The sequence below is a fragment of the Paenibacillus enshidis genome (assembly GCF_042136365.1).
GTDB classification, from domain to species: domain Bacteria; phylum Bacillota; class Bacilli; order Paenibacillales; family Paenibacillaceae; genus Paenibacillus; species Paenibacillus enshidis.
Window position 1 is genome coordinate 37,488 of record NZ_JBHHMI010000010.1, and the last position, 25,008, is coordinate 62,495.

Annotated in this window: 24 protein-coding genes; 10 read left to right on the forward strand and 14 right to left on the reverse strand. The window is 50.7% G+C overall.

Going from position 1 to position 25,008, the window contains the following annotated elements; genetic code table 11:
* Positions 1-10 precede the first annotated feature (10 nt).
* On the forward strand, positions 11-1,204 hold the full coding sequence (locus ACE41H_RS13130) for an aminotransferase A (RefSeq protein WP_375355859.1): 1,194 nt from the start codon (positions 11-13) through the stop codon (positions 1,202-1,204).
* A 474-nt stretch (positions 1,205-1,678) separates the two neighbouring features.
* On the opposite strand, the gene ACE41H_RS13135 is transcribed toward ACE41H_RS13130, so the two are convergent.
* The 7 genes from ACE41H_RS13135 to ACE41H_RS13165 all read right to left on the reverse strand — a co-directional run bounded on the left by ACE41H_RS13135 (position 1,679) and on the right by ACE41H_RS13165 (position 8,770).
* The gene (locus ACE41H_RS13135) at positions 1,679-2,752 is read right to left on the reverse strand and encodes an ABC transporter substrate-binding protein (RefSeq protein WP_375355722.1); all 1,074 of its coding nucleotides are present in this window, start codon (positions 2,750-2,752) and stop codon (positions 1,679-1,681) included.
* Positions 2,749-3,588: an ABC transporter permease gene (locus tag ACE41H_RS13140; RefSeq protein WP_375355723.1), complete on the reverse strand. Its 840-nt coding sequence runs from the start codon at positions 3,586-3,588 to the stop codon at positions 2,749-2,751. The genes ACE41H_RS13135 and ACE41H_RS13140 overlap by 4 nt, the downstream gene beginning before the upstream one ends.
* On the reverse strand, positions 3,578-4,387 hold the full coding sequence (locus ACE41H_RS13145; protein WP_375355724.1) for an ABC transporter permease: 810 nt from the start codon (positions 4,385-4,387) through the stop codon (positions 3,578-3,580). The genes ACE41H_RS13140 and ACE41H_RS13145 overlap by 11 nt, the downstream gene beginning before the upstream one ends.
* Complete coding sequence (locus ACE41H_RS13150) at positions 4,377-5,486, reverse strand: ABC transporter ATP-binding protein (protein WP_375355725.1); 1,110 nt, start codon at positions 5,484-5,486, stop codon at positions 4,377-4,379. The genes ACE41H_RS13145 and ACE41H_RS13150 overlap by 11 nt, the downstream gene beginning before the upstream one ends.
* Before the next feature lie 210 nt (positions 5,487-5,696).
* Positions 5,697-6,833, reverse strand: a complete 1,137-nt coding sequence (locus tag ACE41H_RS13155; RefSeq protein ID WP_375355726.1) for an N-acetyldiaminopimelate deacetylase — start codon at positions 6,831-6,833, stop codon at positions 5,697-5,699.
* A gap of 146 nt (positions 6,834-6,979) precedes the next feature.
* Positions 6,980-7,693, reverse strand: coding sequence for a 2,3,4,5-tetrahydropyridine-2,6-dicarboxylate N-acetyltransferase (dapD, locus tag ACE41H_RS13160; RefSeq protein WP_375355727.1), 714 nt, complete (start codon positions 7,691-7,693; stop codon positions 6,980-6,982).
* A 189-nt stretch (positions 7,694-7,882) separates the two neighbouring features.
* The gene (locus tag ACE41H_RS13165; protein WP_375355728.1) at positions 7,883-8,770 is read right to left on the reverse strand and encodes a DUF8580 domain-containing lipoprotein; all 888 of its coding nucleotides are present in this window, start codon (positions 8,768-8,770) and stop codon (positions 7,883-7,885) included.
* Between the two features lie 200 nt (positions 8,771-8,970).
* Here ACE41H_RS13165 and ACE41H_RS13170 point away from each other — a divergent pair, with 200 nt between their 5' ends.
* The 7 genes from ACE41H_RS13170 (at position 8,971) to ACE41H_RS13200 (ending at position 16,098) form a co-directional block, all read left to right on the forward strand.
* Complete coding sequence (locus tag ACE41H_RS13170; RefSeq protein ID WP_375355729.1) at positions 8,971-9,900, forward strand: DMT family transporter; 930 nt, start codon at positions 8,971-8,973, stop codon at positions 9,898-9,900.
* A 623-nt stretch (positions 9,901-10,523) separates the two neighbouring features.
* Positions 10,524-11,387 carry a sulfurtransferase gene (locus ACE41H_RS13175; protein ID WP_375355730.1) on the forward strand — a complete coding sequence of 288 codons (864 nt, stop codon included), beginning with the start codon at positions 10,524-10,526 and terminating at the stop codon, positions 11,385-11,387.
* Positions 11,388-11,606: 219 nt separating this feature from the next.
* Positions 11,607-12,491 carry a helix-turn-helix domain-containing protein gene (locus tag ACE41H_RS13180; protein ID WP_375355731.1) on the forward strand — a complete coding sequence of 295 codons (885 nt, stop codon included), beginning with the start codon at positions 11,607-11,609 and terminating at the stop codon, positions 12,489-12,491.
* A 230-nt stretch (positions 12,492-12,721) separates the two neighbouring features.
* The gene (locus ACE41H_RS13185) at positions 12,722-13,291 is read left to right on the forward strand and encodes a nitroreductase family protein (protein WP_375355732.1); all 570 of its coding nucleotides are present in this window, start codon (positions 12,722-12,724) and stop codon (positions 13,289-13,291) included.
* A 39-nt stretch (positions 13,292-13,330) separates the two neighbouring features.
* Complete coding sequence (locus ACE41H_RS13190) at positions 13,331-13,822, forward strand: nitroreductase family protein (RefSeq protein ID WP_375355733.1); 492 nt, start codon at positions 13,331-13,333, stop codon at positions 13,820-13,822.
* A gap of 111 nt (positions 13,823-13,933) precedes the next feature.
* On the forward strand, positions 13,934-15,325 hold the full coding sequence (locus tag ACE41H_RS13195; protein WP_375355734.1) for an SMI1/KNR4 family protein: 1,392 nt from the start codon (positions 13,934-13,936) through the stop codon (positions 15,323-15,325).
* A gap of 209 nt (positions 15,326-15,534) precedes the next feature.
* Positions 15,535-16,098: an NAD(P)H-dependent oxidoreductase gene (locus ACE41H_RS13200; RefSeq protein WP_375355735.1), complete on the forward strand. Its 564-nt coding sequence runs from the start codon at positions 15,535-15,537 to the stop codon at positions 16,096-16,098.
* Here the strand turns inward: ACE41H_RS13200 and ACE41H_RS13205 are convergent.
* Positions 16,082-16,432: a winged helix-turn-helix transcriptional regulator gene (locus ACE41H_RS13205; RefSeq protein ID WP_375355736.1), complete on the reverse strand. Its 351-nt coding sequence runs from the start codon at positions 16,430-16,432 to the stop codon at positions 16,082-16,084. The two genes, ACE41H_RS13200 and ACE41H_RS13205, sit on opposite strands and share 17 nt — an antisense overlap.
* Before the next feature lie 133 nt (positions 16,433-16,565).
* Between ACE41H_RS13205 and ACE41H_RS13210 the strand changes: the two genes are divergently transcribed.
* Positions 16,566-16,904, forward strand: a complete 339-nt coding sequence (locus ACE41H_RS13210) for a hypothetical protein (RefSeq protein ID WP_375355737.1) — start codon at positions 16,566-16,568, stop codon at positions 16,902-16,904.
* A gap of 105 nt (positions 16,905-17,009) precedes the next feature.
* On the opposite strand, the gene ACE41H_RS13215 is transcribed toward ACE41H_RS13210, so the two are convergent.
* The 3 genes from ACE41H_RS13215 to ACE41H_RS13225 form a co-directional block, all read right to left on the reverse strand.
* On the reverse strand, positions 17,010-17,831 hold the full coding sequence (locus ACE41H_RS13215; protein WP_375355738.1) for an AraC family transcriptional regulator: 822 nt from the start codon (positions 17,829-17,831) through the stop codon (positions 17,010-17,012).
* Between the two features lie 79 nt (positions 17,832-17,910).
* Positions 17,911-19,998 (reverse strand): beta-galactosidase, encoded by a 2,088-nt coding sequence (locus ACE41H_RS13220; protein WP_375355739.1) that lies wholly within the window; start codon positions 19,996-19,998, stop codon positions 17,911-17,913.
* Between the two features lie 151 nt (positions 19,999-20,149).
* Entirely contained in the window at positions 20,150-21,814 is a 1,665-nt protein-coding gene (locus ACE41H_RS13225; RefSeq protein WP_375355740.1) for a DUF6138 family protein, read from the reverse strand.
* Between the two features lie 193 nt (positions 21,815-22,007).
* Between ACE41H_RS13225 and ACE41H_RS13230 the strand changes: the two genes are divergently transcribed.
* Positions 22,008-22,193, forward strand: a complete 186-nt coding sequence (locus ACE41H_RS13230; RefSeq protein WP_375355741.1) for a hypothetical protein — start codon at positions 22,008-22,010, stop codon at positions 22,191-22,193.
* Positions 22,194-22,313: 120 nt separating this feature from the next.
* On the opposite strand, the gene ACE41H_RS13235 is transcribed toward ACE41H_RS13230, so the two are convergent.
* Genes ACE41H_RS13235 through ACE41H_RS13245 form a run of 3 tightly spaced genes read right to left on the reverse strand, consistent with a single transcriptional unit; the run spans position 22,314 to position 24,499 of the window.
* Entirely contained in the window at positions 22,314-23,378 is a 1,065-nt protein-coding gene (locus ACE41H_RS13235) for an ankyrin repeat domain-containing protein (protein ID WP_375355742.1), read from the reverse strand.
* A gap of 27 nt (positions 23,379-23,405) precedes the next feature.
* Positions 23,406-23,969, reverse strand: coding sequence for a DUF1697 domain-containing protein (locus tag ACE41H_RS13240; RefSeq protein WP_375355743.1), 564 nt, complete (start codon positions 23,967-23,969; stop codon positions 23,406-23,408).
* 47 nt (positions 23,970-24,016) lie between these two features.
* The gene (locus ACE41H_RS13245) at positions 24,017-24,499 is read right to left on the reverse strand and encodes a hypothetical protein (RefSeq protein ID WP_375355744.1); all 483 of its coding nucleotides are present in this window, start codon (positions 24,497-24,499) and stop codon (positions 24,017-24,019) included.
* Between the last annotated feature and the right edge of the window lie 509 nt (positions 24,500-25,008).

Sequence of the window (25,008 nt, forward strand, 5' to 3'; positions counted from 1 at the left end):
GAACACAATGATGGAACATTTGATTAACCCGCATGTAACAGACATTCAGATCAGCGGTATTCGTAAAATCGCCAACAAGGCAGCAGGCATACCGGACGTTGTGTCCCTGACCCTCGGGCAACCCGATTTTCCGACTCCCCGCCATATTATGGAGGCTGCTCACCGTGCCATTGATGAAGGACGCACCGCCTATACACCAAATGCGGGATTGCCTGAGCTGCGCGACGCCGCCGCCAATTACATAGCAGGCAAATACGGACTTTATTACCGGGGAAATGATGAGGTTATTATCACGAACGGAGCCAGCCAGGCGCTTGATATTACGCTGCGTACCATCCTTTCCCCTGGCGACGAGGTGATTCTATCCGGGCCGATCTATCCGGGCTACGAGCCATTGATCCGTCTGTCAGGTGGTATTCCCGTTCTTGTCGATACCCGTCATTCCGGCTTCAAGCTGACAACCGAGCTGCTTGAACCTCATCTGACGTCCAAAACAAAGGCGGTCATTCTCGGTTATCCGTCCAATCCGACGGGACGCGTCATGACGGCAGCAGAACTGCAGCAAATCGCTGAGCTGCTGCAGGAGCGTGAAATTTTTGTCATTTCCGACGAAATTTACAGCGAGCTCGTTTATGATGTGCCTCATGCCTCCATCGCTTCCATGAAGGGGATGCGTGAGCGAACCATTGTCATCAACGGCCTGTCCAAATCCCATTCCATGACCGGCTGGCGGATCGGCTTTACCTTGGCACCCGTTGAAATTACGCAGCATATGGTCAAGGTCCACCAATACAATGTGACCTGCGCCAGCTCGGTCAGCCAGTACGCAGCCCTGGAGGCATTAACGGCCGGCGTCGATGATGCGCTGCCCATGCGCGAAGAATACCGCAAGCGCCGGGACTATGTTCACAGCCGCCTGACTGCGATGGGCATGCCTTTAGAGAAACCGGAAGGGGCCTTCTATTTGTTCCCATCCATTCAGCAGTTTGGTCTGACATCCATGGAGTTTTCGCTGCGCCTGCTTGAAGAATACGCCACCGCTGTAGTGCCGGGGGACGCGTTTTCCATGTATGGTGAAGGTTATATCCGCCTCTCCTATGCGTGCTCGCAAACGGTTTTGGAGCAGGGGCTGAGCAGACTGGAAGCCTTTATGGGGAAACTGTCATTAAAAAACGCTCATCGTCATAATTCCCAAGAGGACTGACCGTGTCTAACGGAAATTTTTCTTACGATTATAGAATCGTTCCCCTCAAAGTCTGGTAGCCAGAGTGAGACGAGTGTCTATAGGGTGTAGGGTGTGGCGCGTGGTGTCTGGTGTCCGTTGCCTGATGCCTCTTCATACAGCTTTGCACGATTATCCCTTTTGTTCAGAATGAGTGAGTTGAGGGCACGATCAAACAATAATAGACCCATTCAATGGTCCTGAATCGCGTAACTACAGGCATTTTCGGCCGCCGGGACTCTGTTTTTTCGCACCTTATCAAACGGGATAATCGTGCAAAGCTACCGGACAGCGAGTTCACATGCCTTGCCACGATCGATTGGAGGCTTGATTTTCAAGCACGGATGATTAGGTTGAGTCCATAAAATGAGTTAACTTAACTTTCGCGGTTTCTTACTCAAAAAAAGCCTCCGCCCCACTTTACAGTGGAGCCGGGGGCTTCTTTGTACTGCCTGGCTAATCCAGACTCATTTTAAACTGTAAAAACAACTCGTTATAATGAGCCAACATGCGTTTGCCCAGATTGTTATACACCTCAAGGCGCTTGAGCAGCTCGGCATCCGGATAGAAGCGGGTGTCGCCAGAAATATCCTCCGGCAGCAGCGCCAGGGCCGCCTTGTTCGGGGTAGAGTAACCGACGTATTCGGTGTTCTGTGCCGCCACCTCCGGATCCAGCATGAAGTTGATAAATTTATGGGCCGCCTCCACATGGGTGGCCGTCTTCGGGATGACCATATTGTCAAACCACAGATTGGAGCCTTCCTCCGGAACGATGTAATCCAGCTTCTCGTTCTCCCCCATAATTTCCGAGGCGTCACCGGACCAGACGAGCCCAACCGCAGCTTCCTCATTGGCCAGCATCATCTTGATTTCATCGCCAACAACGGCCTTCACATTCGGGGAGAGCTGCTTGAGCTTGGCCAAGGCCTCCTGCAGATGGGGCTCATTCGTATCATTGAGCGAGTAACCGAGGCTGTTCAGTCCCATGCCCATCACTTCACGGGTTCCGTCCGCCAGCAGGATATTGTTGCGCAGCCTGGGATCCCAGAGATCGTCCCAGCTATTAAAGTCAATTCCCTGTATCAATTCGGGATTGTATACAATTCCGACCGTCCCCCAGAAATAAGGGATTGAATACGTATTGCCTTCATCAAAGGACAGATTCATAAAGCGGGAATCGATATTTTTCAGGTTTGGCAGCTTGGAATGATCAAGCGGAATCAGCAGATTCTGTTCCTTCATCTTCGAAATCGCGTATTCCGAAGGCATAGCCACATCGAAGGAGGTGCCCCCCTGCTCGATTTTTGTCAGCATCGCTTCATTCGAATCGAAGGTCTGATAGATGACCGTGATGCCTGTTTCCTCCTGGAACCTGTCCAGCAGCTCCGGGTCAATATAATCGCCCCAGTTGTAAATGGTCAGCGTATTGCCGCCCGAGTAGCCTTCACTGGAATTCAGCCATGCGGCAACCCCCATCAGGATAAAGGCGGCAGCAAAAACCGATACGAACACTCTAACAAGGGAATTCATTGCGACACCCCCGCTTCCGCCGCAGACTCTTTCACCCGGGCCACCTTTTGCATGGAAGTCTGGTTATACCTGCGGTTAATGAAATAGTAGCCGATGACCAGCAGTACCGTGAACAGGAAGATCAGCGTGGACAGGGCATTGATCGACAATGCCACACCTTGCCGGGCACGGGAGTAGATTTCAACCGACAGGGTTGAATATCCGCTGCCTGTCACAAAGAAGGTTACCGCAAAATCGTCCAGGGAGTAGGTCAGGGCCATGAAGAAGCCCGAAAAAATCCCCGGCTTGATAAACGGCAGAATGACCTTTGTCAGCACGTCCCGGCGGCTGGCCCCCAAATCGAGGGCGGCATCCACCAGCGTCGGGCTCATCTCCTGCAGCCGTGGCAGAATCATCAGCACCGTGATCGGGATGCTGAAAGCGATATGCGATAGCAGCACAGACACGAAGCCCAGCTTGATGCCTGCTATGGTAAACAGAATCAGGAACGAAGCCCCGATAATGACGTCAGGATTGACGATCAGCACGTTGTTCAGCGAGAGCAGCGCGTTTTTGACCCGCCTGCGCTGCATACGCTCAATCGCCAACGCTCCCATAATGCCGATGATCGTGGCAATAGCGGCCGACAGCAGCGCAATTACCAGCGTATTGATCACAATAATGATGAGCCGGGTGTCCTGGAACACCTCCATGTACCATTCCAGCGTAAAACCTTCAAAGCCGTGCATCGTGCCGCCACTGTTGAAGGAGTAATACATCAGATACAAAATCGGCGCATACAGCACCAGAAACACAAACAAGAGATACACGCTGCTGAGCCTGGACTTATTTTCCACGCTGCACCTCCCCTCTGCCGCCAAACAGCAGCATGAGAATAATCATGGCGACAACCAGGAATACCGCAACCGTTGAGCCCATGCCCCAATCCTGAGTGACCAGAAAATGCTGCTCAATGGCCGTACCCAGCGTAATCACCTTGTTGCCGGCAATGAGCCGGGTAATCATGAACAGGGACAGCGCGGGAATAAATACAGCCATGCAGCCTGAGCGCACTCCCCCCAGCGTGAGTGGAAATACCACCCGCCGGAAGGCTGTCCACTTCGAGGCCCCGAGGTCGCGCGCTGCAGCCAGCAGTGATGGGTTGAGCCCTTCCAGCGCATTGAAAATCGGCAAAATCATAAACGGGATAAAGATGTACACCGATACAAATACAAAACTGAAGCTCGTGAACAGTAGCTGCTGCTCTCCGATGCCAAAGACGCTAAGCAGGCTGTTGACAGGCCCCTTTGTGCCGAAAATACCGATGAAAGCGTAGGTCTTCAACAGCAGGTTGATCCATGTCGGCAAAATTATGAGCAAGAGCCACAACTGCTTGTGTTTCGTCCGAGTCAAATAATAGGCCGCCGGGTAAGCTACCAGCAGTGAAAACACGGTTACAAGCAGCGCATACCAGAAGGAGCTGAGCGTCATTTGCAAATATACCGGTGTCATAAAATTGGCGTAATTCGCCAGCGTAAAATTCCCGTCCACATCAAAAAAGGAATAGTAAAGGACGAGCAGCACAGGCGCCACGACAAACAGCACAATCCATAAATAATAGGGCAGCAGATATACTGCGCGCGTATTACCGGACATGTGGCTGCACCTCTTCATAAGCCTCCAGGCGGCGGTCGAATTCTTCCTCGGTCTCTCCGAATCTCATGACATGGATCGCCTCAGGGTCAAAATACAAACCGATTTCACTGCCAGGATCGGCACGGCGGGTGGAATGCACCAGCCACTCATGGCCTGATTCGTCATAACAGCTGATTTCATAATGGACGCCGCGGAACAGCTGTGTATCCACCTTTACCCGCAGCTTGCCTTCATCGACGCCGGTAATCTGCATATCCTCGGGGCGGATGACGATTTCCACCTCTTCGTTGGGGCGAAGTCCCGCATCTACACACTCGAATTGGCGGCCGTTGAATTCGACCAGATAGTCGGACACCATTTTTGCCGGCACAATATTCGATTCGCCGATGAAATCGGCCACAAAGCGGTTGATCGGCTCGTCATAAATATCATTTGGCGTCCCGCTCTGTTCAATTTTGCCGCGGTTCATGACGAAAATTTCATCCGACATGGCCAGAGCTTCCTCCTGATCATGTGTTACGAAGATAAACGTAATGCCAAGCCGCTGCTGCATTTCGCGCAGCACGTATTGCATTTCCGTCCGCAGCTTCAGGTCGAGTGCAGACAACGGTTCATCCAGCAGCAGCACTTCAGGCTCGTTGACGATGGCCCGGGCAATGGCAACGCGCTGGCGCTGGCCACCGGACATTTCGCTAATGCTGCGCTGCTCGTAGCCCTCCAGATTGACGAAGCTCAGCGCCTGCTTCACCTTAGCGTCAATGTCACGCTTGTTTATTTTTTTGATGCGCAGACCAAATGCGATATTCTCATACACATTCAGATGCGGGAACAGGGCATAGTCCTGAAACACCGTATTGACCTGGCGCTCATTCGCAGGCACGCGGTTGATCAGCTTGCCGTTCATATAAATAGAGCCTTCCGTCGGCTCGGCAAAACCGGCAATCATGCGCAGAATCGTCGTTTTGCCGCAGCCCGATGGCCCCAGCAGTGTGTAAAACTTGCCTTTTTCAATAGTAAAGCTGACATTCGACAGAACGGGCGGATCGTTATCATAACGCTTCGTTACGTCCTCGAACCTTATGATCGGCTGCTCTTCCATTATGACCTCCTGTTGTCCGAACCACCTTCAGGCTGCTCCGGGGCGCTGCTGTGCGCCATTTTATTTTGTTGTTTCACATGATCACGAATTCAATCACGGCAAAATCCCTTTCCCATGCCGTTAAAGCAAGGAAAGGGGCGATGCAGTATAAGAAAAACGTCTATCGACGTACATTCAAAGAAGACAGACCACGTTCAGCGAAAAAGACCGCTACGACTGTGATTTCCAGGTAAAGTAATCGGTCATAACCTGAATGGCCACACCGATGGCATCTTCCTTCGGCTCAAGCTTGGCATGATGCAGGCCGTATGGCGTGTCCACACCCAGCCAGAACATAAATCCGGGAATACGTTCAAGGAAATATCCGAAATCCTCTCCTGTCATCGCCTCACTGCATTCCACCAGCTGCACGTCCTCACGTCCATCGAGCCAGTCCATAAATTCGCCGGTCAATTGGGCCTCATTGAACACCTGCCGATAGTTTGAGCCGTAATCGATCTCGGCCTTGCACTCGAAGCCTGCTTCAATGCCGCGCAGCAAAGCCTCGATTCTGGACTTGATGACGGTCATCGTCTCCGCCGACAGCGTGCGGATCGTGCCTTCAAGGCGGGCTGTTTCCGCGATGATGTTCTGCTTGGTGCCGCTCTCCACCTTGCCGATCGTAATGACGGCCGCATCCAGCGGATTGATATTGCGCGCCACAATGGTCTGCAGCTGTCCGACCAGCTGGGAGCCGGCCACCACCATATCATTCGCCCGGTGTGGATAGGCCGCATGGCCTCCGACACCTGTCAGATCAATAAACAGCTCGGACGTATTGGCGAATAAAATGCCGGGACGTGTAGCAATTGTGCCTACCGGATACTCGGGGGCGATATGCAGCCCTACGATCTGGTCAGGCAGCCAATCCGCCAGCTCCTCACTTTCCAGCATCGGCAGCGCCCCTCCGGGTCCCTCTTCGGCTGGCTGGAACAGCACGACCAGATCGTCAGCCATCGGCTCAGTGGCAAAATGGGTTACAATGCCGAGGCCGATGGTCATATGAAGATCATGGCCGCAAGCATGCATATAGCCCGGATGCCGCGATTTGAACTCATATCCGGTCTCCTCCTCAATCGGCAGAGCGTCCATATCCGCACGATAGCCGAAGCGGCGCTTGGGTGCCGTCCCACGAATCAGCACCAGAATCCCCGTTCTCCAGGTGCGCACCTCCAGCCTGTCCTGCGGCAGGCCGGCGATATAATCGAGCAGATAGCACTGTGTCTTGAACTCCTTGAAGCCCGGCTCCGGTATCTGATGCAAATCGCGCCGGACCTGGATGTAGGTACTGAAGTTTCCTGATGTCATCGTCGTTCCAGACCTCCTTTCGACACATGGTTACATAAATCATCATAGCTTATCATTGTAAGAAGAACGTCAATCTTAAAAAACAAGTTAAGGCCCGGCGCGTCCGCCGAGCCTTGTCCGAGGTTTGCCGTCTACGTATCCTGAAATTAAAGGGTGCGCAGCTCCTGCAAAATTTCCGTTTTGGATCTTGTCTTGTCGTCAACCTGCTTGATCACCTTCGCAGGTGTTCCCGCCACGACGGAGAATGGAGGAACATCTTCCGTTACGACAGCGCCAGCAGCCACGACGGAGCCTTCGCCGATACGTACGCCTTCAAGGACAACAGCGTTCGCGCCGACCAGCACATCGTCCTCCAGCACTACCGGCTGCGCGGAAGGCGGCTCAATGACGCCTGCAAGCACGGAGCCTGCGCCAACATGACACATTTTGCCGACTTTGACACGTCCGCCAAGCACTGCACCCATATCGATCATGGTGCCTTCGCCGATTTCCACGCCGATGTTAATCACCGCGCCCATCATAATAACAGCATTGTTGCCGATGCCAACCATGTCGCGGATGATCGCGCCCGGCTCAATGCGCGCATTGATGCCCTTCAGGTCCAGCATCGGAACAGCCGAATTGCGGCGGTCATTCTCTACCACATAATCTTCTTCTTTGGCATTATTGCTGTCGAGCACAGCCTTGATATCGGCCCAGTCGCCAAATACGACGCCAGCGCCACCAGAAATAAAGGATTGAACGTTCTCCCCGAAGCTCACGGAAGCCAGTTCACCTTTAACGTATACTTTAACAGGGGTCTTTTTCTTGCTGTTCTTGATCAGATTGATTACGTCTTGAGTGTTCATTTCAATAGACATCTCGGTTCAACCACTCCTTCATCGCAGGTCATACGCTTTCCTTATGGATACAATCATGCTCCTTTTGGAAACAAGCATACACTATAATCCTTTATAGCATAAAAGACAGGGCCCCGCAATTGACACCTTTCAACTCATGCCATTGCGAAGCCCTTATGAACAGCAGTTTTCCGCCGCTTCATGAAATCTTTATTGCAGTGTGTTCAGCGTTTTGTAGATATGCCCCATAAAGCCTTCCAGCGCATCTCCCTGCGGAGCATTGATTTTAACCGCAAAGCCCTGGCCTTCATTCTCCAGCACGATGTATTTCTGAGTTACACCGTTGCCGGTAGCGGAGAGGAATAATTTGGCGCCTTCAAGGTCAGCGGGAATATCTGATCCTTCTGCCTTCTCCACTTCACCGGTTGCCGTCAGTTCTTCTCTGCCTTCCTTCTCCAGCGTATCGAGCTTAAAGTCGGATGGCAGCTTGGCAATCTCCGCATAGTAGTTATCGTCTACAGCCATGGCAACCCTGTTCTGGTCCGGGAAAAAGGACATCATATCGAATACATACAGCGAGTAGCCCTCTCCCTGTGCCAGTTCAGCCGTGCGTTCCTCCGTCGTACCTTCCAGATTCACCTCGAACGTTGCTGTGCCAGGACGTGCGCTGCCTTGTCCGCCTTGTGCGGAATCATTGTCACCATGTGAATCAGCATCCCCTGTTTTCGTAATTTTAGTAAGGGTAAGCTGCTTGGTTGTATCTCCTGCAATCGGTTCTTCAGTATACTCAAAAGAAACGGCATCCCCTTCATTCAATTGGGCGATCTCCGCGTCCACACCTTCGCCAAGCTGGAACGCTGTTGCTTTGCCGTCCATTTCGATTTCCACGGTATGAGGATCGGACTGTCCGTTATACACCCCTGTACCGGTAAGCGTCTCCGGTGTCTGGGCAGCCGGTTCGGTCTGCTCCGGAGCCGGAGTGTTGGCGGCTGGAGTATTATTGGCCGGCGGACTGACCTGCTTGCCGCCGCAGGCGGACAGGACAAGAGCCATCACGGAAGCAAGCACTGCTGCTAAGATCATTCGTTTTTTTATCAAAAGTAACACCTCCACATGATATAGACGACAATTTACTGGAAAAGTTCCTCATCTTACTAACTTGCAACCCCGTACGCAAGCGGGAAGGTCTTTGGCTCGCTAATACGTGAATTTGTTTCCGGGCTATTCCACACCTGCCAGCGGTCAGGTATAATGATATTTTGTCTGACACTTTTAATCTGAATTCATGGAGATGCATAATGAATACCCATCAGAAATCGTTCTACTCTCTGGAGCTCCTCTACGTCATCGGTATTATCGCCATTTCGTTTTCTTCCATTTTTATAAGATGGTCGGAAGCAGAGGTATCCGTCATCGCCATGTACCGATTGTACCTGACGAATCTGCTGATGCTGCCGCTGGCGTGGAAATACCGCCATGAATTGTTCAGGCTTACAGGCAGACAGTGGCTGTTAATGGCCGGATCAGGAATCATGCTCGGACTGCATTTTTTATTCTGGATGAACTCCCTGCGCCTGACCACGGTTGCCAGTTCTACTGTTATTCTAACGCTTGAGCCCATTCTTGTCATGCTCGGGTCGTTCTGGTTCTTCCGCGCAAGGGCCAACCGCATGATGGTTGTCGGCATGTCCCTTGCCGTTGTCGGCTCCATCGCCATCGGGGCCGGAGATTTCCACGCATCTGGAAACGCGCTGTTAGGAGACTTTCTGTCACTGCTCGGGACCATTGCCGTGTCCGCCCATATGCTGATCGGCAAGCATTTGCGGGATTCCATAAGCGCCTATGTATACAACTTCTGGGTGTTCGCCATAGCCGCCAGCTCGCTGGCTATGTACAATGTCGGCAACGGATTTGCATTTACCGGTTATGCCTGGCGTGAATGGGGACTGTTCCTGCTGCTGGCAATCGTACCGACCCTGTTCGGCCACTACCTGTTCAACTGGCTGCTGAAATATATCAACGCGACAGCCGTTTCTATGGCCGTACTCGGCGAGCCCGTCATCTCCTCCATCCTCGCCTGGATGCTGCTGGATGAAAGGCTGACGGCCGTGCAACTGCTCGCTGGCATGCTCATTTTGTGCGGTGTGTGGATGTTTATCCGGTTCGGGAGTGACTTTAAGAAGCCTGTTAGTGCTGCCGGTGACGCTGAACTAAGCAAGGCGGGTTAGTGTTCCTCTCGTGCCCCAAGACAGCCGCCGCTATGTTATGTGTGTGCCGATGTGCTATTGTACCATTGTGCTGCGCCAATAGCTTAGGTTTTCGAGCCGATATTGCGCCCGCCGGAAATCTAACGGTTGTGGCAGCAGCTATTTTGCGAAAAATGGCCTTTTCTAAATTTTAACGGTTGTAGCTGCTGTTATTTACCTTTTATCGAGGCGAAAATACCAGGGTTAGGTGAAATAAGCGCCACGGCAACCGTTATAATTTGAAAATCAACGTTCTTGGAACCAATAGCGTTTGTGGCAACCGTTAGAAAAGTTTTATGGTTAGAAATTTATCCTTTGTCAGATTTGTTGCGACGCTATTGATAAAATAGCGGCAGTTCAATCCGCTTTGGAGCGAAACAGGTATGATTTTACAGAATAAGGTCTCTACGGGCCGCTTCAGGCAAAGAGGAACCTCGGGAACGTAATGTTCATTGGGATTCCTCTTTGTTGCATTGGCTTCATTATAAAATCCCGTTCTGACAACCCTTTTTCCCGGATAAGAAATCTGACTCTTTGCAGAAGCCAAATTCTCCTTCTTATTGTAGAATGCTTATATATGGAATGGAAAGGTGGACAAAATGAAGATGAAATCAGTCGTATCCCTGCGCTGGCTGCTAGCCCGCTTGTATGAACCCGATCTGGTCATCGTGGACTGCCGCTTCTGGCTGAACGATCCTGCAGCAGGAGAGCAAAAATATCTTGAAGAGCACATTCCCCGCGCAGTTTATCTGGACCTGGATAAGGACCTGTCCGCACCTGTAACCGAGCACGGCGGGCGTCATCCGCTGCCGGATGTGGAAACGATGAGTCGCACGTTCGGACAGGCCGGGATCAACCGGGATAGTCGCGTCGTCATCTACGATGACAACAACGGCATGAACGCGGCCCGAGTCTGGTGGATGCTGTCCTATCTGGGGCATGAGAACGTCTATGTGCTGGAGCAGGATTTCACGGCCTGGAAGCTGGCCAACTATCCGGTGACGCAGGAACGGCCGGTTGTTGTTCCCACGTCATTTACAGCTCAAGTGAAGCCGGATATGCTGGTACAGATGGAAGATGTGCGCAAGGTGTCCAGCCAAGCGGGACCGGACGACAAGCTCCCGGCTGGCTCCCCCATCCTGATCGACTCCAGGGACCACCGCCGTTATCTCGGACTGGAAGAGCCATTGGACAAGAAAGCAGGCCATATACCGGGCGCGGCCAACTTCTTCTGGAAGGATGTCGTGAACGAGGACGGTAGCCTGAAGAGCAAGGAGCAGTTGGAGCAGCATTTCAGTGAGTTGGATAAAGACGCCGAAATTATTGTGTACTGCGGCTCCGGTGTATCGGCTTGTCCAAATGTGCTGGGGTTAAAGCAGGCAGGGTTTAACAATGTGAAGCTGTATGCCGGAAGCTGGAGCGACTGGATCAGCTACGAGGAGAATCCGGTGGCCACAGGGGAAGAATAATAATGAGGAAAGCTCGCTTTCAGCGCGGGCTTTTTATTTTGCAGGCTGCCGATCAGCATACATTTTGTCCGACGTTGCGCGGAATCAACCAGGAGTCACCTTCGACATTTCGATGATTCAGTGTGTCCATAGCTGACCTCAAAACCACTATGATATACTAGAGCCCAAGACAGAGCGAAAAAGCCACCACAGAAGTATGCAAAAAGGGAGGATACACCCGTGCGAACCGCAGGCAAAAACAAAAACATTCCCGTCATTCCCGCCCCTTCGCTGGGGACCGACAACTTCCGGCTGCTGCGGTTCAATCAGGAGATGCCTGGCGTTGAGCTTGAGGTCTACAACTTACACCGTCATGACTGTTTTGAATTATTCTGGGTTACGGAAGGACACGGCAAAGTTCAAATTGATTTTCAGAGCTACAGCTTTTCTCCTAACATCATGAGTCTTATTGCCCCAGGTCAAATTCACGGGTGGAGCGGCAAAGAACCCAACATGGCGTTCGACGGTTATCTGCTCATTTTCTCCAAAGACCTCCTTGCTGGACACCAACTGGATAATGCAAGCTGGTTGCAAACATCTCTATTGGATTTGATGGGTGATAATCCGTTCTATAATTTAAGCCCTGATCATGCTTCTGTATTCAACGAGCTGTTTCGCCTGCTGGAACGGGAACTGGAAGAGGAGCGCAAAGACCAGACAGATGCCGTCCGCAGCTATATCCGGTTATTGTTGATTGAAGCGGGACGAATTCATGACCAGTGGCAGCAAGACCACCGCGAAGAAGCAGGCTTCAGGCTGACCAAGCAGTATCTGGCCCTCGTGGAGTCCCATTTTCGCTCCGTGAACAGTGTGTCGGAATATGCGTCCATGCTTCATGTCACCACCAGCCATCTGGTTGAATCGGTCAAAAAAACATTAGGTAAATCGGCAGGCGAAGCGCTACGCGAGCGCCAGCTTCTCGAAGCTAAGCGCATGCTGCGGTACTCTTCCTCGACAGTTGATGAAATTGCGCACCATCTGGGCTTCCGCGACCCTTCCTACTTTGGACGTTTTTTCAAAAAAAATGTAGGCATGTCTCCGACCGCCTTTCGCAGACAGGACTGACACACGTAACCGCCTCTTCGCATTGAAGGTAGAGTAAGGGATGAGGTATCAGATCGGCCCCTTCTCATCAAACTGCCCTTTCGCATACGGCTTCCGATGCGAAAGGGCGGTTTTTTGCTTATTTCAGGACAAGGCAACGAAAAAACCGGACTTCTTATGGCACTTTCCCGTTTCGCGTTGACGCTGAGAATGGTTATCAATAGTATAGTGCTCAGAAGGAGGATCAGCCTATGAGTCTTGAGCAATTAATCCGGGAACGGAGAACGATTCGAAAATTCAACACCAGCCCTGTTCCACAGGATTTGGTGATACAGCTTTTAAAGAAGGCAGAGCAGTTGTGCCCTTATGACGGCAAAGCACGCTGGCGCTATATTTATGCTGGCTCCCCCGAAGAAAGGGAGCGGCTTACGGGCTATTTATTGGAAAAGATCACTGACAATAAAATTGCCAAATTTGCGCTGGGGCCGCTGCTCAAGCCCTATCAAAAACTCTTTAGTGAGGTGCCCGCCTATATTATTGTCCTTGCCAAAAGGGAAGCAGTGCCGCTAAAGCATGACGCAACCTACGGAACGGTATGCCGTATTCTACAAAATTTCCAGCTGCTCGCATGGGAGCAGGGGTTGGGAATGACCTGGAGAACTGAGCCGTTTATTCAAAACGAATTATTTTTCGGAAACATCGGCCTGCAGGAGGATGAGCGGTTTGTGGGCATTATGCTGCTCGGACATTTTGACAAGGCTCCCAAAGGGCGGTCGCGAACACCTGCCGAGCAGCGATGGACGGTCATCGGCGGATCATAATTCTGTCACACACCAAACTTTAAGGAGGATTATTACAAGGTGAAATTGTTGGATCGCACCATTGCAGAGCTGAGCAGACTTGAGCCGGAACATCGTCCGGTGTTACAAAAGCTAGTGCTGGAGTTGCTCAACCACGCCATATGGGCCCCCAACCACAGACTCAGGGAGCCGTGGCGGTTTATTTTTGTCCCACGTGTTGAAACGGAGAAAATAGAATGGCTCAGTCATGAAGCGGGGGCGCATTTGATCATCGCCAGTCAGAACGACAGCGACCCGTATAAGCACAATGAAAATACAGCCGCCGTGTTTTGTCTTGTGCAAAACTTTCAGTTGCTCGCCTACGAGCGGGGACTGGGCGTGAACGTCATTTTCCGTGAATGGATGTATGACAGCGTAGCATGCCGGAAGCTTGGCGTAACGGGGAAGGAAAAAATTACGGCTGTGCTAGAGCTTGGCTTTGGAGTGGAACGACCTGGGGCTGCATCCACGCGGCCTGTACGGCCGGCTGATCTGAACTGGAGCCGGCTCTGAAGAGTCTGAGCTTCCGCCAATATTCCTATTATCGTTTTCATACGCCCTCCATTTGGTATAATCAGGATAACTACTAATCTCTCAGATCATTCTGACATTACGGGGGCAGCTATGGACCAACAACTTATCGAGCAATTGACTCAATGGCATGAGGAGGACGAGCATCAGCGGATTGTGGACACCGTGCTGGCGATTCCCGAGAACGACCGGGATTATGAGACGATCAGCCGGTTGGCCAGAGCTTATAACAACCTGGGACTTTACGATGAGGCGCTTGAGCAATTCGACAGAACCTCTGAAGAAGGCGAGAAAGATCCCAACTGGCATTACCGGGTTGGCTTTGCTCTTTATTATTTGAAAAGGTATGAAGAAGCGGCGCGTGCATTCGACATTGCAGACAGCCTTGAGCCTGGCGACGAAGATACCGTTCTGCTGTTAAAATGGAGTCGGCAAAAAGCGGAGAAGCAGCGCAGACAGGAGCAGCGCTTGGCAGCCAAGCGGGCAGCGGCATCAGACTCTTACGATTCGGCCGCGAACTATGCTCCTTTTGCAGGAATGTCACTTTCGGATTTCTGGGAGGACAGCGAGTATGCCAGGAAGTCCTATATCTCCGAGCCGCCCACAGATGAACTGATCGTATCCGTCGAGGAAGAGCTGGGGTATAAGCTGCCCGCCTCGTATATTGCTTTAATGAAACAGCAGAACGGCGGGATTCCGAAGAACACCTGCTTTCCGACAGAAGTAGCGACCTCCTGGGCAGAAGATCATATTGCCATCACAGGAATTCTGAGCATTGGACGGGAGAAAAGCTACTCGCTCTGCGGGGACCTTGGCAGCCGTTTTATGATTGAAGAATGGGGTTATCCCGACATTGGGGTTGTCATCTGCGACTGTCCTTCGGCAGGCCATGACGTGGTGATGCTGGACTACCGGGCATGCGGCCCGGACGGTGAACCGGAGGTCATACATGTGGATCAGGAGGGCGATTATGAAATCACCTTTCTGGCCGAAAACTTTGAGGAGTTTATCAGGGGCCTGGTGAATGAAGAGGAATACGACACCTCCGCGGAAGACAAGGAAGCTGATCTATACAAAGTAGCCCATGGAAAGTTCTCCCCCCTGCTCGCGGAGTTGTGTGCCCAAGTCACGGAAGTGGAACAGATTGAACAAAAAATCCGCAAAATCTGTACCCGCATCGTCGAAGAAAAAGGCCATTTTTCCTTTCATGCAGACGAACGGTCGTATCTGATGTATGATGTGCAGTTTTGGCTGTACACGAAGTGTTATCCGGATACCAGCCGTCAGCAGTACCTGGATGTCTATCCGAAAATGATTGCATTCGGCGGCGAATTCGGCCAAGACGGCTATGCTCCAAGCTGGATTACCGACTGGCTGGACCAGCGCAAGCGTGAAGGGCGGATTGTACAGGAAAACGGCCAGCTCCGCTTCACGGAACAGGCCAAAGCGGGAGTGATCAAGGCTCTGGAGAATTTGGCCGATTAGCCAATTCAGTAACCGGAATAGAAACTCACCCATTGCCGGACAAGAACAAAAGCGAAGCCCGCGTCAATCGCGGGCTTTTACTTATGAGCCAATCCCTTTCTGTCAACACTTACCTTTAGGAAAGTAGCTGAACTAAAAGTGCATACTTACATCATTGCGATCAGCCTTTTATACTCATGACATACATCAAATTCAAGGAGGACAAATCGATGAAAACTCTTGTTGTTGTAACTCATCCAAGCATGGAAGAATCCGTCATTAACAAGCGCTGGGTGGAAGAGCTCCACAAATACCCGGAAAAGTATACTGTACACGAATTGTATAAGGCTTACCCTGACGGAAACATTGATGTGGAACAAGAACAGCAACTCATTGAATCACATGGCAATCTTGTTTTGCAGTTCCCTGTCTACTGGTTCAACTGCCCGCCCCTCTTAAAAAAATGGCTTGACGATGTCTTTACGTATGGCTGGGCTTATGGTTCGAATGGAGGCGATAAACTAAAGAACCGCAAAACGGCTTTAGCCGTATCTGCTGGCGCCAAAAAAGAAAATTATAGTGAAGCGGGGCCGTACCGCTATACCCTTGAGCAGCTGCTATCCCCTTTTGAGACTACCTTCCGATACTGTGATGCGGATTACCGTTCGTTTTTTGCGTTTTATGGTACAGAAGGTGATCCTGGCGAGAACGCGCCTGACGCAGAAAATGAAGCGCCTGCAAGCAAATTGGACAAAAGCGCACAAGCTTATTTAAATTTTATCGACAATCTGTAACCGGCATGTTCTCCTCTCCCCAGTCGCACATCATGTTCAACACCGGCATGAGAGAAAGACCACGTTCGGACAATGAATATTCAACCTTTGGAGGCACCTGCGGAAATTCCCTGCGTACGATCAGGCCGTCTGCCTCCATTTCTTTTAGCATCATGCTTAGCGTTTTAAAGGAAATGATGCCGATGCTCCGCTGCAATTCATTAAACCGCATCACTTTATTTTCATACAACCAGTACATAATGATCATTTTATATTTGCCGCCGATTAAGGACAACGTATATCCAAAACCGGTATCTTTTAGCTTCACGCCAGTAGGGAGACAGTTTTCGGACATTAGTTACACTCTCCTTCAAATGACCATTATCCAATCTTATGGAGAGAAAGTAAAGCAAGATCACGGCCCTTTAAACATTTCACCTCAGCTATTGTATAATAGAAGGGAATCAGACACAGGGGGACGGTTAGCCGTGATTGAAGTCATCACCTACGCAGAATGCTTGATAAGAGTGCCTCACGAAGAGGAATATGAACAATATATAGAAAATGAGCTGCTGCATTTGCAGAACGAAATTATTACAGAGCAGATCGTCTCCATCGACAAGCCTGTGCGCAACCACGCCAATTGGACGCTGGAGGCCCGGGTGCTGGCCCGCTTTATCCTCAATATCCCCGAGCAAAGCCCGGGCAAAAAGGTTGGGGATTATCAGGAGGATGTCGTTCCTTTCCTGAAGCGGTATGTGCCAAAATGCAATCATATCGCCAGCACCAAAATCGTGCAGATGAAAAGAGCATTGTATACGGACTGAAATTTCACAAAAAATGGACAAGCAAAACGGCCTGCAGAAGCCCATTCGATACGAATCGGTTTTTGCAGGTCATTTTCATGGCTCAGTATATTCCCATCATGCCTGCTAATTAAACAAGCCGCGGTACTTGCTCGGCGTAATCTGCTCGATTTTCTTGAACGTCGCCACAAAATGGCTCACATCTTGGAAGCCCACCTTGCTCGCAACCTCCTTGAGCGGCAGCTCGGGCCTTGCGACCAGCAGCTTTTTGGCCTCACGGATACGCAGCTGAATCAGAAAGGCATATGGACTCATGTTAAAGGTCTCACGGAACAAATGGCTGAGATGCTGCGGGCTCACGCCTGCTTGCCGGGACATCTCCTGCAGCCCGATATTCTCCGCATACTCGCTCTCAAGCCACTCCACAACCGGCCTGATCCGGTCATAATAATGTGATAGGGACGGCTGGTTTTCCGTTTTACCATACTTTTTCAGCATAATTAAAAACCGGTACAGCTCCTCGGATGCATCCAGTCTGGAAAACTCCGCGCCTTTGCCGATCTTTTTCAGCATACGCCATATGAGCTCGGAAAATGGAAACTCCTCCGACTCGGTATATACCTTCGACGCCCCAATCTCAAGCGCATTCAAAATACTGTCGGCCGAGGCTCCGCCGAACGTAACATACAGCGTTGACCACGCATCTCCCATGCTGTAATAGGAATGCTCCGTAAAAGGCATCAGCAGAATGCCCGCGCCTTTGCCAAGGGTGTACTCCTCGCCGGAAAAGGAGAATACCCCCTCTCCCTCGACGGTCTGCAGCCAGTGAAAATAAGGATATCCTTCAGGTCGTGCAAAATCCTCTTCCTGTGGATTGTAGCCAATGCTCTCCACAAACAAGGGCAGAGGCTTCTCCTGTCCGGAAAATGTGTATCTGATCTTCTTCAAGGCCGCTCCTGCCCCCTCCTCATCATACCGAAAAGCCTGTTCACTATGGAACAGGCTTACAGTTCAGGCTTATTCTATTTTACCGGATTGCATCCCGCTTTAAAACCGCATATCCGTAAGCAGGCAGTTCGAGCTCACCTGTGCGCTCAGTTTGATCCAGCAGGTCCTTGAATTGGCCATCAGGCAGCTTTACCTGATGGGCGCTGTCCGCAAAATTCATAATGAAGATATAATCATGCTCTCCGTCGGAACGCTGCTGCACACTGATTCCTTCCGGAACCTCCATATCCAGAGCCTGCCCGATCCCGAGCTGTCCCACCAGCTTGCCATAGAATTCATCATGGAAGCACGCCTCATTCCGTGAAGCAATATAATAAGCCACGCCCTTCCCGAATGGATTGACCGTCAGCGCAGGAGATCCCTTGTAATAGTCCTGCTCATACTCGGCCAGCACCTCGGCGGTTTCGGCATGGATCACCTCGCAGTATTCGCTGGTCTCATAGGCTCCTTCCAACCCAAGCCGGTTCTGATTGAAGCGGATGCTGTTCCGGTCCGCATCATACAGCGTATCAATTTCCTCTGCCCAGATACCAAGCAGCTTGCGCAGGGGCCCCGGGAACCCGCCCAGGAAGGTCAGATCATTTTCATCCACAATGCCGCTCCAATAGGTGACAACGAGCGTTCCTCCCTGCTGCACAAATTGCTCCAGTCTTTCCGCTACTCCTGGACGAACCATATAAAGCATTGGGGCGATGATCAGCTTATATCCGGAAAAATTCCTGTCCATGTCGACGATATCCACCGGAATGCCGCGTTTCCAGAATGCTCTGTAATGGGCCTGACAGGTGGCAATATAGCCCTTCTCCCTCGGCTTGAGCGCCTGCGCGTCATCCATCGCCCATTGATTTTCCCAGTCATAAATCAAAGCTACCTCAGGCTCTACCGAAGTCCCGCGGATTTCTCCGAACTTCTGCAAAATATCGCCCACCTCGGCCACTTCCCGGAATACACGTGTATGCTCGTGCCCGCTGTGGTCCACCACCGCTCCGTGGAATTTTTCCGAAGCGCCCCTGCCTTTCCGCCACTGAAAATACAGGATGGAGTCGGCGCCGTGAGCCAGGGACTGCACAGCCGATAAAGCATGCATTCCCGGCCGCTTCAATTTATTCACATTATGCCAGTTCACCAGGGATGGCGTATTTTCCATGACAAGGAACGGCTGTCCGCCTTTCATGGAGCGGTAAATATCATGCACAAAGGCGACGTCTGCCGCCAGATCGGCAGTTTGCTGAAAATCACTGTGCCAGGCCGGATAGCTATCCCAGGATACGACGTCCACTTCCTTGCCGAACTTGGCATAGTTAAGGCCAAGGAACGGGCCCATATGGGGATAATTGCCCATAAAGTTGGTCGTCACCGGGATATCCGGCGTAATCTCACGCAGCGGGGCGATTTCGTTACGGTAAAAGTCAATCGTCTGATCCGTTACAAAACGCTGCCAATCCAGATTATGGCCATGCACCTGATTCTCGCCGTGCGGAGCCGGGGATTCGATCTGCTCCCAAGCGGAGAATCTGTGGCTCCAGAAGCCGGTCCACCAGGCATGGTTCAGCTTGTCGAGCGTTCCATATTTCTGCTTCAGCCATTCGCGGAAGGCCTCCTGACACAAGTCGCAGTGGCACTCTCCGCCGAATTCATTGGAAATATGCCATAAAATCAGTGCAGGATGATCCTTGTACCGCTCGGCGAGCTTTGTATTGATCTCCCTTGTTTTCTCGCGGTAAACGGGAGAAGTAAAACAGTGATTATGGCGCAACCCGTGCAGATTGCGCTGCCGGTTGCCCTCCACCCGCAGCACCTCCGGGTACTTGGCGGACATCCAGGCAGGTCTGGCGCCGCTCGGAGTTGCCAGAATTACCTTCATATTTCTTGCCGCCAGGTCATCCATAATCCGGTCCAGCCAGCCAAACTCATATCTGCCTTCCTCCGGCTCGATCGCGCTCCAGCCGAATATGTTCAGCGTAAAAGCGTTGCAGTTCGCCAGCTTCATCAGCCGGTAATCCTCCTGAATAATTTCGGGGTAATCAAGCCATTGATCCGGGTTATAGTCCCCTCCGTGCAGCAGGCCTGTCACCGCCGGATGAAACGGGGCATATTTTTTGGACATGATCGTTTGCTCCTTCTCGCTTTAAAATTTTGCGGGCCAGGTCACATTGGCCGATATAGCTAATTGTAAAGCGATTACAATCCGATCGAAATGTAATAAAATGATGATTCGATATAAAAATATGAAACCGCAATCTTGGGCTCAAACTTTTTCATGTTAATAGTGATAAAAGCTGTTCAAGCCTGTCTTTGAGTGGAGGTTGTTCTTTTTTGGCCGCTTTGGCGAGCTTTTGGGCACTGCCGAAAATCCGGCACAGTACCAGCTCCCGCTCATAATCCTTTTTATCCTGCAACACCCGTACAAGCGCATCGGCAAGCTCGGGGCGGTCAATGGCTATATTCTTAACAGGTCTAGCCTCCTCGTTGCCTCCCAGCAAAATCTCCACCAGCACAGGCACTTGCTCCGCCTTGACGCCATGCGCCTCAACAAATGCTTCCGCATAGCTGTCCTGCACCAACTGATGCTCGGTATCCACCAGTTCCATATAGCGGCATACCAGCGGGAAATAAGACTCACTGTACAGGCCGAGACCAAATACGGCGTAGGTGCCGGGCATGACGGATTTTTCACTAGGCTCCACATCCCCGTACCAGGAAAATTCCTCCATCGCCGTTTCGGCGTATTCGGCAAGCTTGGGGAACAGGGCCGGATATTGCAATGCGTTACCAAAAAACTGATGAAGCTTCGACTTGGCGAGCTTTTTCAACGGGAGAAAATGCTTTTGTCCGCTTTTCAGCTGCAGCTTGTATCCTTTGGGAAACCCTTCTCTCAAAAGGCCGATCAGATAGTCCAGCGCTTCCCCATAAGCCTGCTCCTCTTCGGACAGAATGCGAATTTCTATCGTCTGTGTCACATCGTTATTTCTGCCTTCCATCCAGCTTCCTTTATAAGTACTTTCAAATTCCCCGCTTCCGGCCTGCAAGTAATTTGCCGCTTTCCCGGAACCGAGCTGGGCGGCGAGCTCCAGATACTTCTGCCTCGTATGCGGCTCCCTTCCGCCGATCTCCAGAGCTGCAAAGAGAAAAAAGTCCATTTCCCCCGGGTCCGGGGCCTGGCGTCCAGATTCCGCCTTCAACACCCAATTTGTCGAGTAATCATCAGGACGAACAAAATGTTGATTCAGAAAATGCTCCTGCGCCCAATCGTTCAAAGCCGAGGTATAATGGCCTGTCCACTCGTCCAATCGTTTACGGTTGCTGCGAAGCTTGTCCGTAAGCCGGCGAATCAGTGGCCCCACTGCTTTTTCATCCTGCTTTATAACATCCGGATTCGTCAAATGCCGTGCAAAGAAAAACATATCATTTTCGCTTGGCAGCACGGGAGGGTCGGATAGAATTTTCGTCTGAATAAAATGATCCAGCGATTCTTTGAGCTCCGCAAGCTTCGATTCATTCACCATGTGGTGGCTGAGCCGCAATTCAGATTGCTCCCGTTCAAATACAAATAAGATTTCAAAGCGGTAATCAAAAAAACGGGGGCCGAGCCCCTCCGAACGGAACAGGGCATCCATCCGGCCCCATAATGCAGGGAAAAACTCCTGAATCAGAAGCTCGTCTGTCAGTTCTTCTATATAAGAACCCGCTTCGATTTTGTACGAGCTGTCACTCCAGGAGAACGGTTCGTAAACATCGATATGGATGCTGCCTTGAGCCCAGTTGAATTTTCCTTTTCTCCACGCCACCTGGAGGTAATTGTGAATGCCTGCCTGCAGTCTGCTTTGCTTGTTCAGCTCATGGATTCTTTGGCTTTCCTTGGCGTAAATCGCGGTGACTTCCGCCCACACATCGGCCAGAAAAGCTTCGACAGCTTTATTCAATGATCTATCCCCTTGTCTGGTCAGTTAGTTACGTTCACTTGGTATTCTTTTATTCTAGTAGCCTGATAAGGTTGTTAAAAGAGCTTAAAGGCTTAGTCGGCCATAACAAAAATGAGCGGCAGGGTCAATTGACGCTGGTTATTTTTGCATGATACATTGATGCCAACTATAAAAAAACGGGGGACAGGCAGATATGTATACAGGCGCAGCGCTTTATCAGACCGAGTCGATCAGCCCGACCGAAGCTTTCCGCTTGGGGGAAGCCTTTTTCCATGCTATGGGTGTAATTAAAATAACGGACGAGGCTATTACAAGCTGCTTGAGGATGGAGACCATGACGGCGATTTCGATCTGGAGGAGGTATCCGCTGAAGCATTGAAAGAGAAGCTTTACGATGGCGAGGCTGACACCTTTTGGCTTAGATGAAATTCAGCCCAGATATTCGCCGAATTCTGGTCAGCACCTTTTCATGAAACTCTCTCAATTACCTGCAGCTGTCTCAAAAAAGTTCTCTCAAAACGCCAACCGGATCGGCCATAAAATCGGCAAACTTCGCCAAAGGGGCAAACTCCAGATGTTCTTCATCGTAGAATCCTATTTTCTTGGAGCCCGGGTGCCACACGATCAGAATATGGCTGTAATTATCCACCCCGGCCGACAGACGCAGCAGCTTTTTGCGGTCAACCTTCATTTCGACGGTATCCGTCAGGCTCAAAAAATCAATGTATTTGATCTTAAACTCATTTTTGGGGAGCATAAGACGCAGATTGTCACCGCTTAGAAAATCGATCAGCTCTTGCGGAAGCTTATAGCTCTGCAGTGCGTACAGCTTATTGCTACGGTCATGAAATTCAGGCGGCTCCAGCGACTTCAGGTATGCGGCCAGCTTGTGATTCTGATTGGCAGCCGCAATAATGTACGGGCGCTCGCCGTTCTGCTCGGCCAATGTGACATTCGCCCCATGCTCAATCAGAAACCTTGCCATCTGCATATCGTTATTTCTGACCGCCACGGTCAGCGGCGTGGCCCGGTAAGGGTAGACCATGTCCGGTTCGTTGAAGTTGATGTCAACCCCATGCTCCAGCATATAAGTCACAATTTTCAGGTTGTGATCCGAAACCGCGGTACGCAGTGTTTTACCGCCATATTTGCGGATATCCAGTCCGAGCTCTTGGATGACCGGAATGTTTTTAACGTTTCCGTAATAGGCCTCCTGATAGGCGCTGGATTGGACAGAGTTCAGCAGATTCACCCGTGCCCCCTGCTGATGTACATAACGTACCGTTTCCTCACTGCCATACCTGACAGCCAGAAGAAAAGCAGGCTTTTTCTCTTGATTCAATTCTGCTCCATGCTCTATGAGCAGTTTTACAGCGTCGAGCTGGTCCATAATCAGCGCGATTTCAAGCGGCAATAGATTTGTATACTTTCCAAGTTGAAGCGGGGCCTGTATATCCCACCCCTCAGCAATCAGCCTTTGCAGTGCCGGCATATTTCCTTCATAGATATGCAAAGCTTCCTCCGGCAGGGTCTCGAAGTTTCCTTTGTCCTTTAATTTGTACACTACAGACTCTCCTATCATGCTTCATTATTAATCAGCCGCAATTTCCTGCTCCGCTGCTGTCTCCATCAACTGGTGAATCTTCCGGGTCGTATTCACGTTGCGGACCGTCATATGCTTATATAGCTTGGTGCCCACCAGTTTGATCAATCCACTCCTTGAGGCATTCGCTTTACTGACGGAATACAAAATGGCCCCGGAAGCAAACAGCACCGTGTCGATCTCCGGATTTATCGGAATCTGGTCGAGAACCGACCTGTCGTTAATCTCATCCCACAGGAAAAGAACATCACCTTTCATTTGGGCATCATTCGTCCAATCCTCAGGCAAGACTTTCATAACTTCCCTGATTTCCGGCAGATTACGGATAAGGACACGGATATTGAGGCTAAAGTCGGCGAAGATGCCCTGCTCCAGTTTGTCTGCCAACTCCTGGTGGTTCATGCTTTCGTTAGAAAAAATGATGTTTCCCGAATTGATATAAGTGGTCACATGCTTCATGCCTGCTTTTTCAAACATTTGCTTGAGCAGCTTCATATCCACCTTGTTGTTGCCACCCACATTGATTCCTCTCAGCAAAGCAATGTAGATCAAGAGCTTCCCAACCCTTCTGTGATGTAATGAAAATATAATTGCTCCGGTTATTTCAGGGGGATTTCATACAGCTTGATTGCGGTCTGCAGCGATTGCTGAAGGCCGCGTATCACCTCAAAAGCCGGTTCGAGGCTCTCCCCGATTCCATTCACAAAAAGGTCAATATGAAATTTCAGTGTTGTTCCGATCTGTCTGCCGAAAGGAGTTGAGGGCGGAAGCGCAAAGGGGCGAAGCTGAATCCGTGTTCCGCCACGCGCATAATCCCGCACGAACCAGGCAAGAAACTCCAGAGAATGCATGCTTTCCAGCGAATAGTCCGTGCAGAGCTCAAATTGGATTAGCACTTCATTCTCCAAGCCGCCGTTCGTGCGGAGCAAGGCTGCATGGGGAAGATGGGCGAACCCTGAACTCCCCAACAGCTCCACGCTGATGGGCTCCAAATTTTCAACTCCGCTCTGGACTTCCGTAATTCCCTTTAACTGCATCAGGGTGTTATGGAATTTTTCAATATCAACAGGATAATGGCTCATATGCACTCCTCCAAAAATAATCGTCGTCCTTCCACTTCAAATACACAGTAAGGGTCCTATCCTCTGTATATCCGCACTTCCTCCCGTTTTCCTCAGCAAAAATTATAATAGCCGCGCCAGAAACCGTTCTATTTATGCCTGGCGAAGTAATATTACCGGCATTACGTCTAGCTTTGTTGATACACCGTGGCCGTCAGGCGATCCTCCGTACAAATAACATGTAAAAGATACCTTCTCATTAGCTGATCCGGTCCTCCCCATGCAAATAACCGGTATGAGCGGTGTAAGTCCCACTGGTCCTTTTTGGCAAATATTCTTTAATTATAGTACAGTTCACTTATATCTTAATTGATGCAAATTAACTATTTTTTATAGTCTATGATCTGGAGAACGGGGGCAGATTGCATGATTAACGATAAAAAGACTATGCCGGATTGAAACTTTAATAGCATAGTCTTTTTATGCAAATATCTGTATTCTACTACGCTGGAAGCTTCAGGAATCCTTGC

Excerpts from the sequence above, each read along its gene's own strand:
- ACE41H_RS13130 (WP_375355859.1), top strand. The coding sequence starts at position 11 with ATGGAACATTTGATTAACCCGCATGTAACAGACATTCAGATCAGCGGT.
- ACE41H_RS13135 (WP_375355722.1), bottom strand. The coding sequence starts at position 2,752 with ATGAATTCCCTTGTTAGAGTGTTCGTATCGGTTTTTGCTGCCGCCTTT.
- ACE41H_RS13145 (WP_375355724.1), bottom strand. The coding sequence starts at position 4,387 with ATGTCCGGTAATACGCGCGCAGTATATCTGCTGCCCTATTATTTATGG.
- ACE41H_RS13150 (WP_375355725.1), bottom strand. The coding sequence starts at position 5,486 with ATGGAAGAGCAGCCGATCATAAGGTTCGAGGACGTAACGAAGCGTTAT.
- ACE41H_RS13155 (WP_375355726.1), bottom strand. The coding sequence starts at position 6,833 with ATGACATCAGGAAACTTCAGTACCTACATCCAGGTCCGGCGCGATTTG.
- dapD (WP_375355727.1), bottom strand. The coding sequence starts at position 7,693 with ATGTCTATTGAAATGAACACTCAAGACGTAATCAATCTGATCAAGAAC.
- ACE41H_RS13170 (WP_375355729.1), top strand. The coding sequence starts at position 8,971 with ATGAATACCCATCAGAAATCGTTCTACTCTCTGGAGCTCCTCTACGTC.
- ACE41H_RS13175 (WP_375355730.1), top strand. The coding sequence starts at position 10,524 with ATGAAATCAGTCGTATCCCTGCGCTGGCTGCTAGCCCGCTTGTATGAA.
- ACE41H_RS13185 (WP_375355732.1), top strand. The coding sequence starts at position 12,722 with ATGAGTCTTGAGCAATTAATCCGGGAACGGAGAACGATTCGAAAATTC.
- ACE41H_RS13195 (WP_375355734.1), top strand. The coding sequence starts at position 13,934 with ATGGACCAACAACTTATCGAGCAATTGACTCAATGGCATGAGGAGGAC.
- ACE41H_RS13200 (WP_375355735.1), top strand. The coding sequence starts at position 15,535 with ATGAAAACTCTTGTTGTTGTAACTCATCCAAGCATGGAAGAATCCGTC.
- ACE41H_RS13205 (WP_375355736.1), bottom strand. The coding sequence starts at position 16,432 with ATGTCCGAAAACTGTCTCCCTACTGGCGTGAAGCTAAAAGATACCGGT.
- ACE41H_RS13220 (WP_375355739.1), bottom strand. The coding sequence starts at position 19,998 with ATGTCCAAAAAATATGCCCCGTTTCATCCGGCGGTGACAGGCCTGCTG.
- ACE41H_RS13230 (WP_375355741.1), top strand. The coding sequence starts at position 22,008 with ATGTATACAGGCGCAGCGCTTTATCAGACCGAGTCGATCAGCCCGACC.
- ACE41H_RS13245 (WP_375355744.1), bottom strand. The coding sequence starts at position 24,499 with ATGAGCCATTATCCTGTTGATATTGAAAAATTCCATAACACCCTGATG.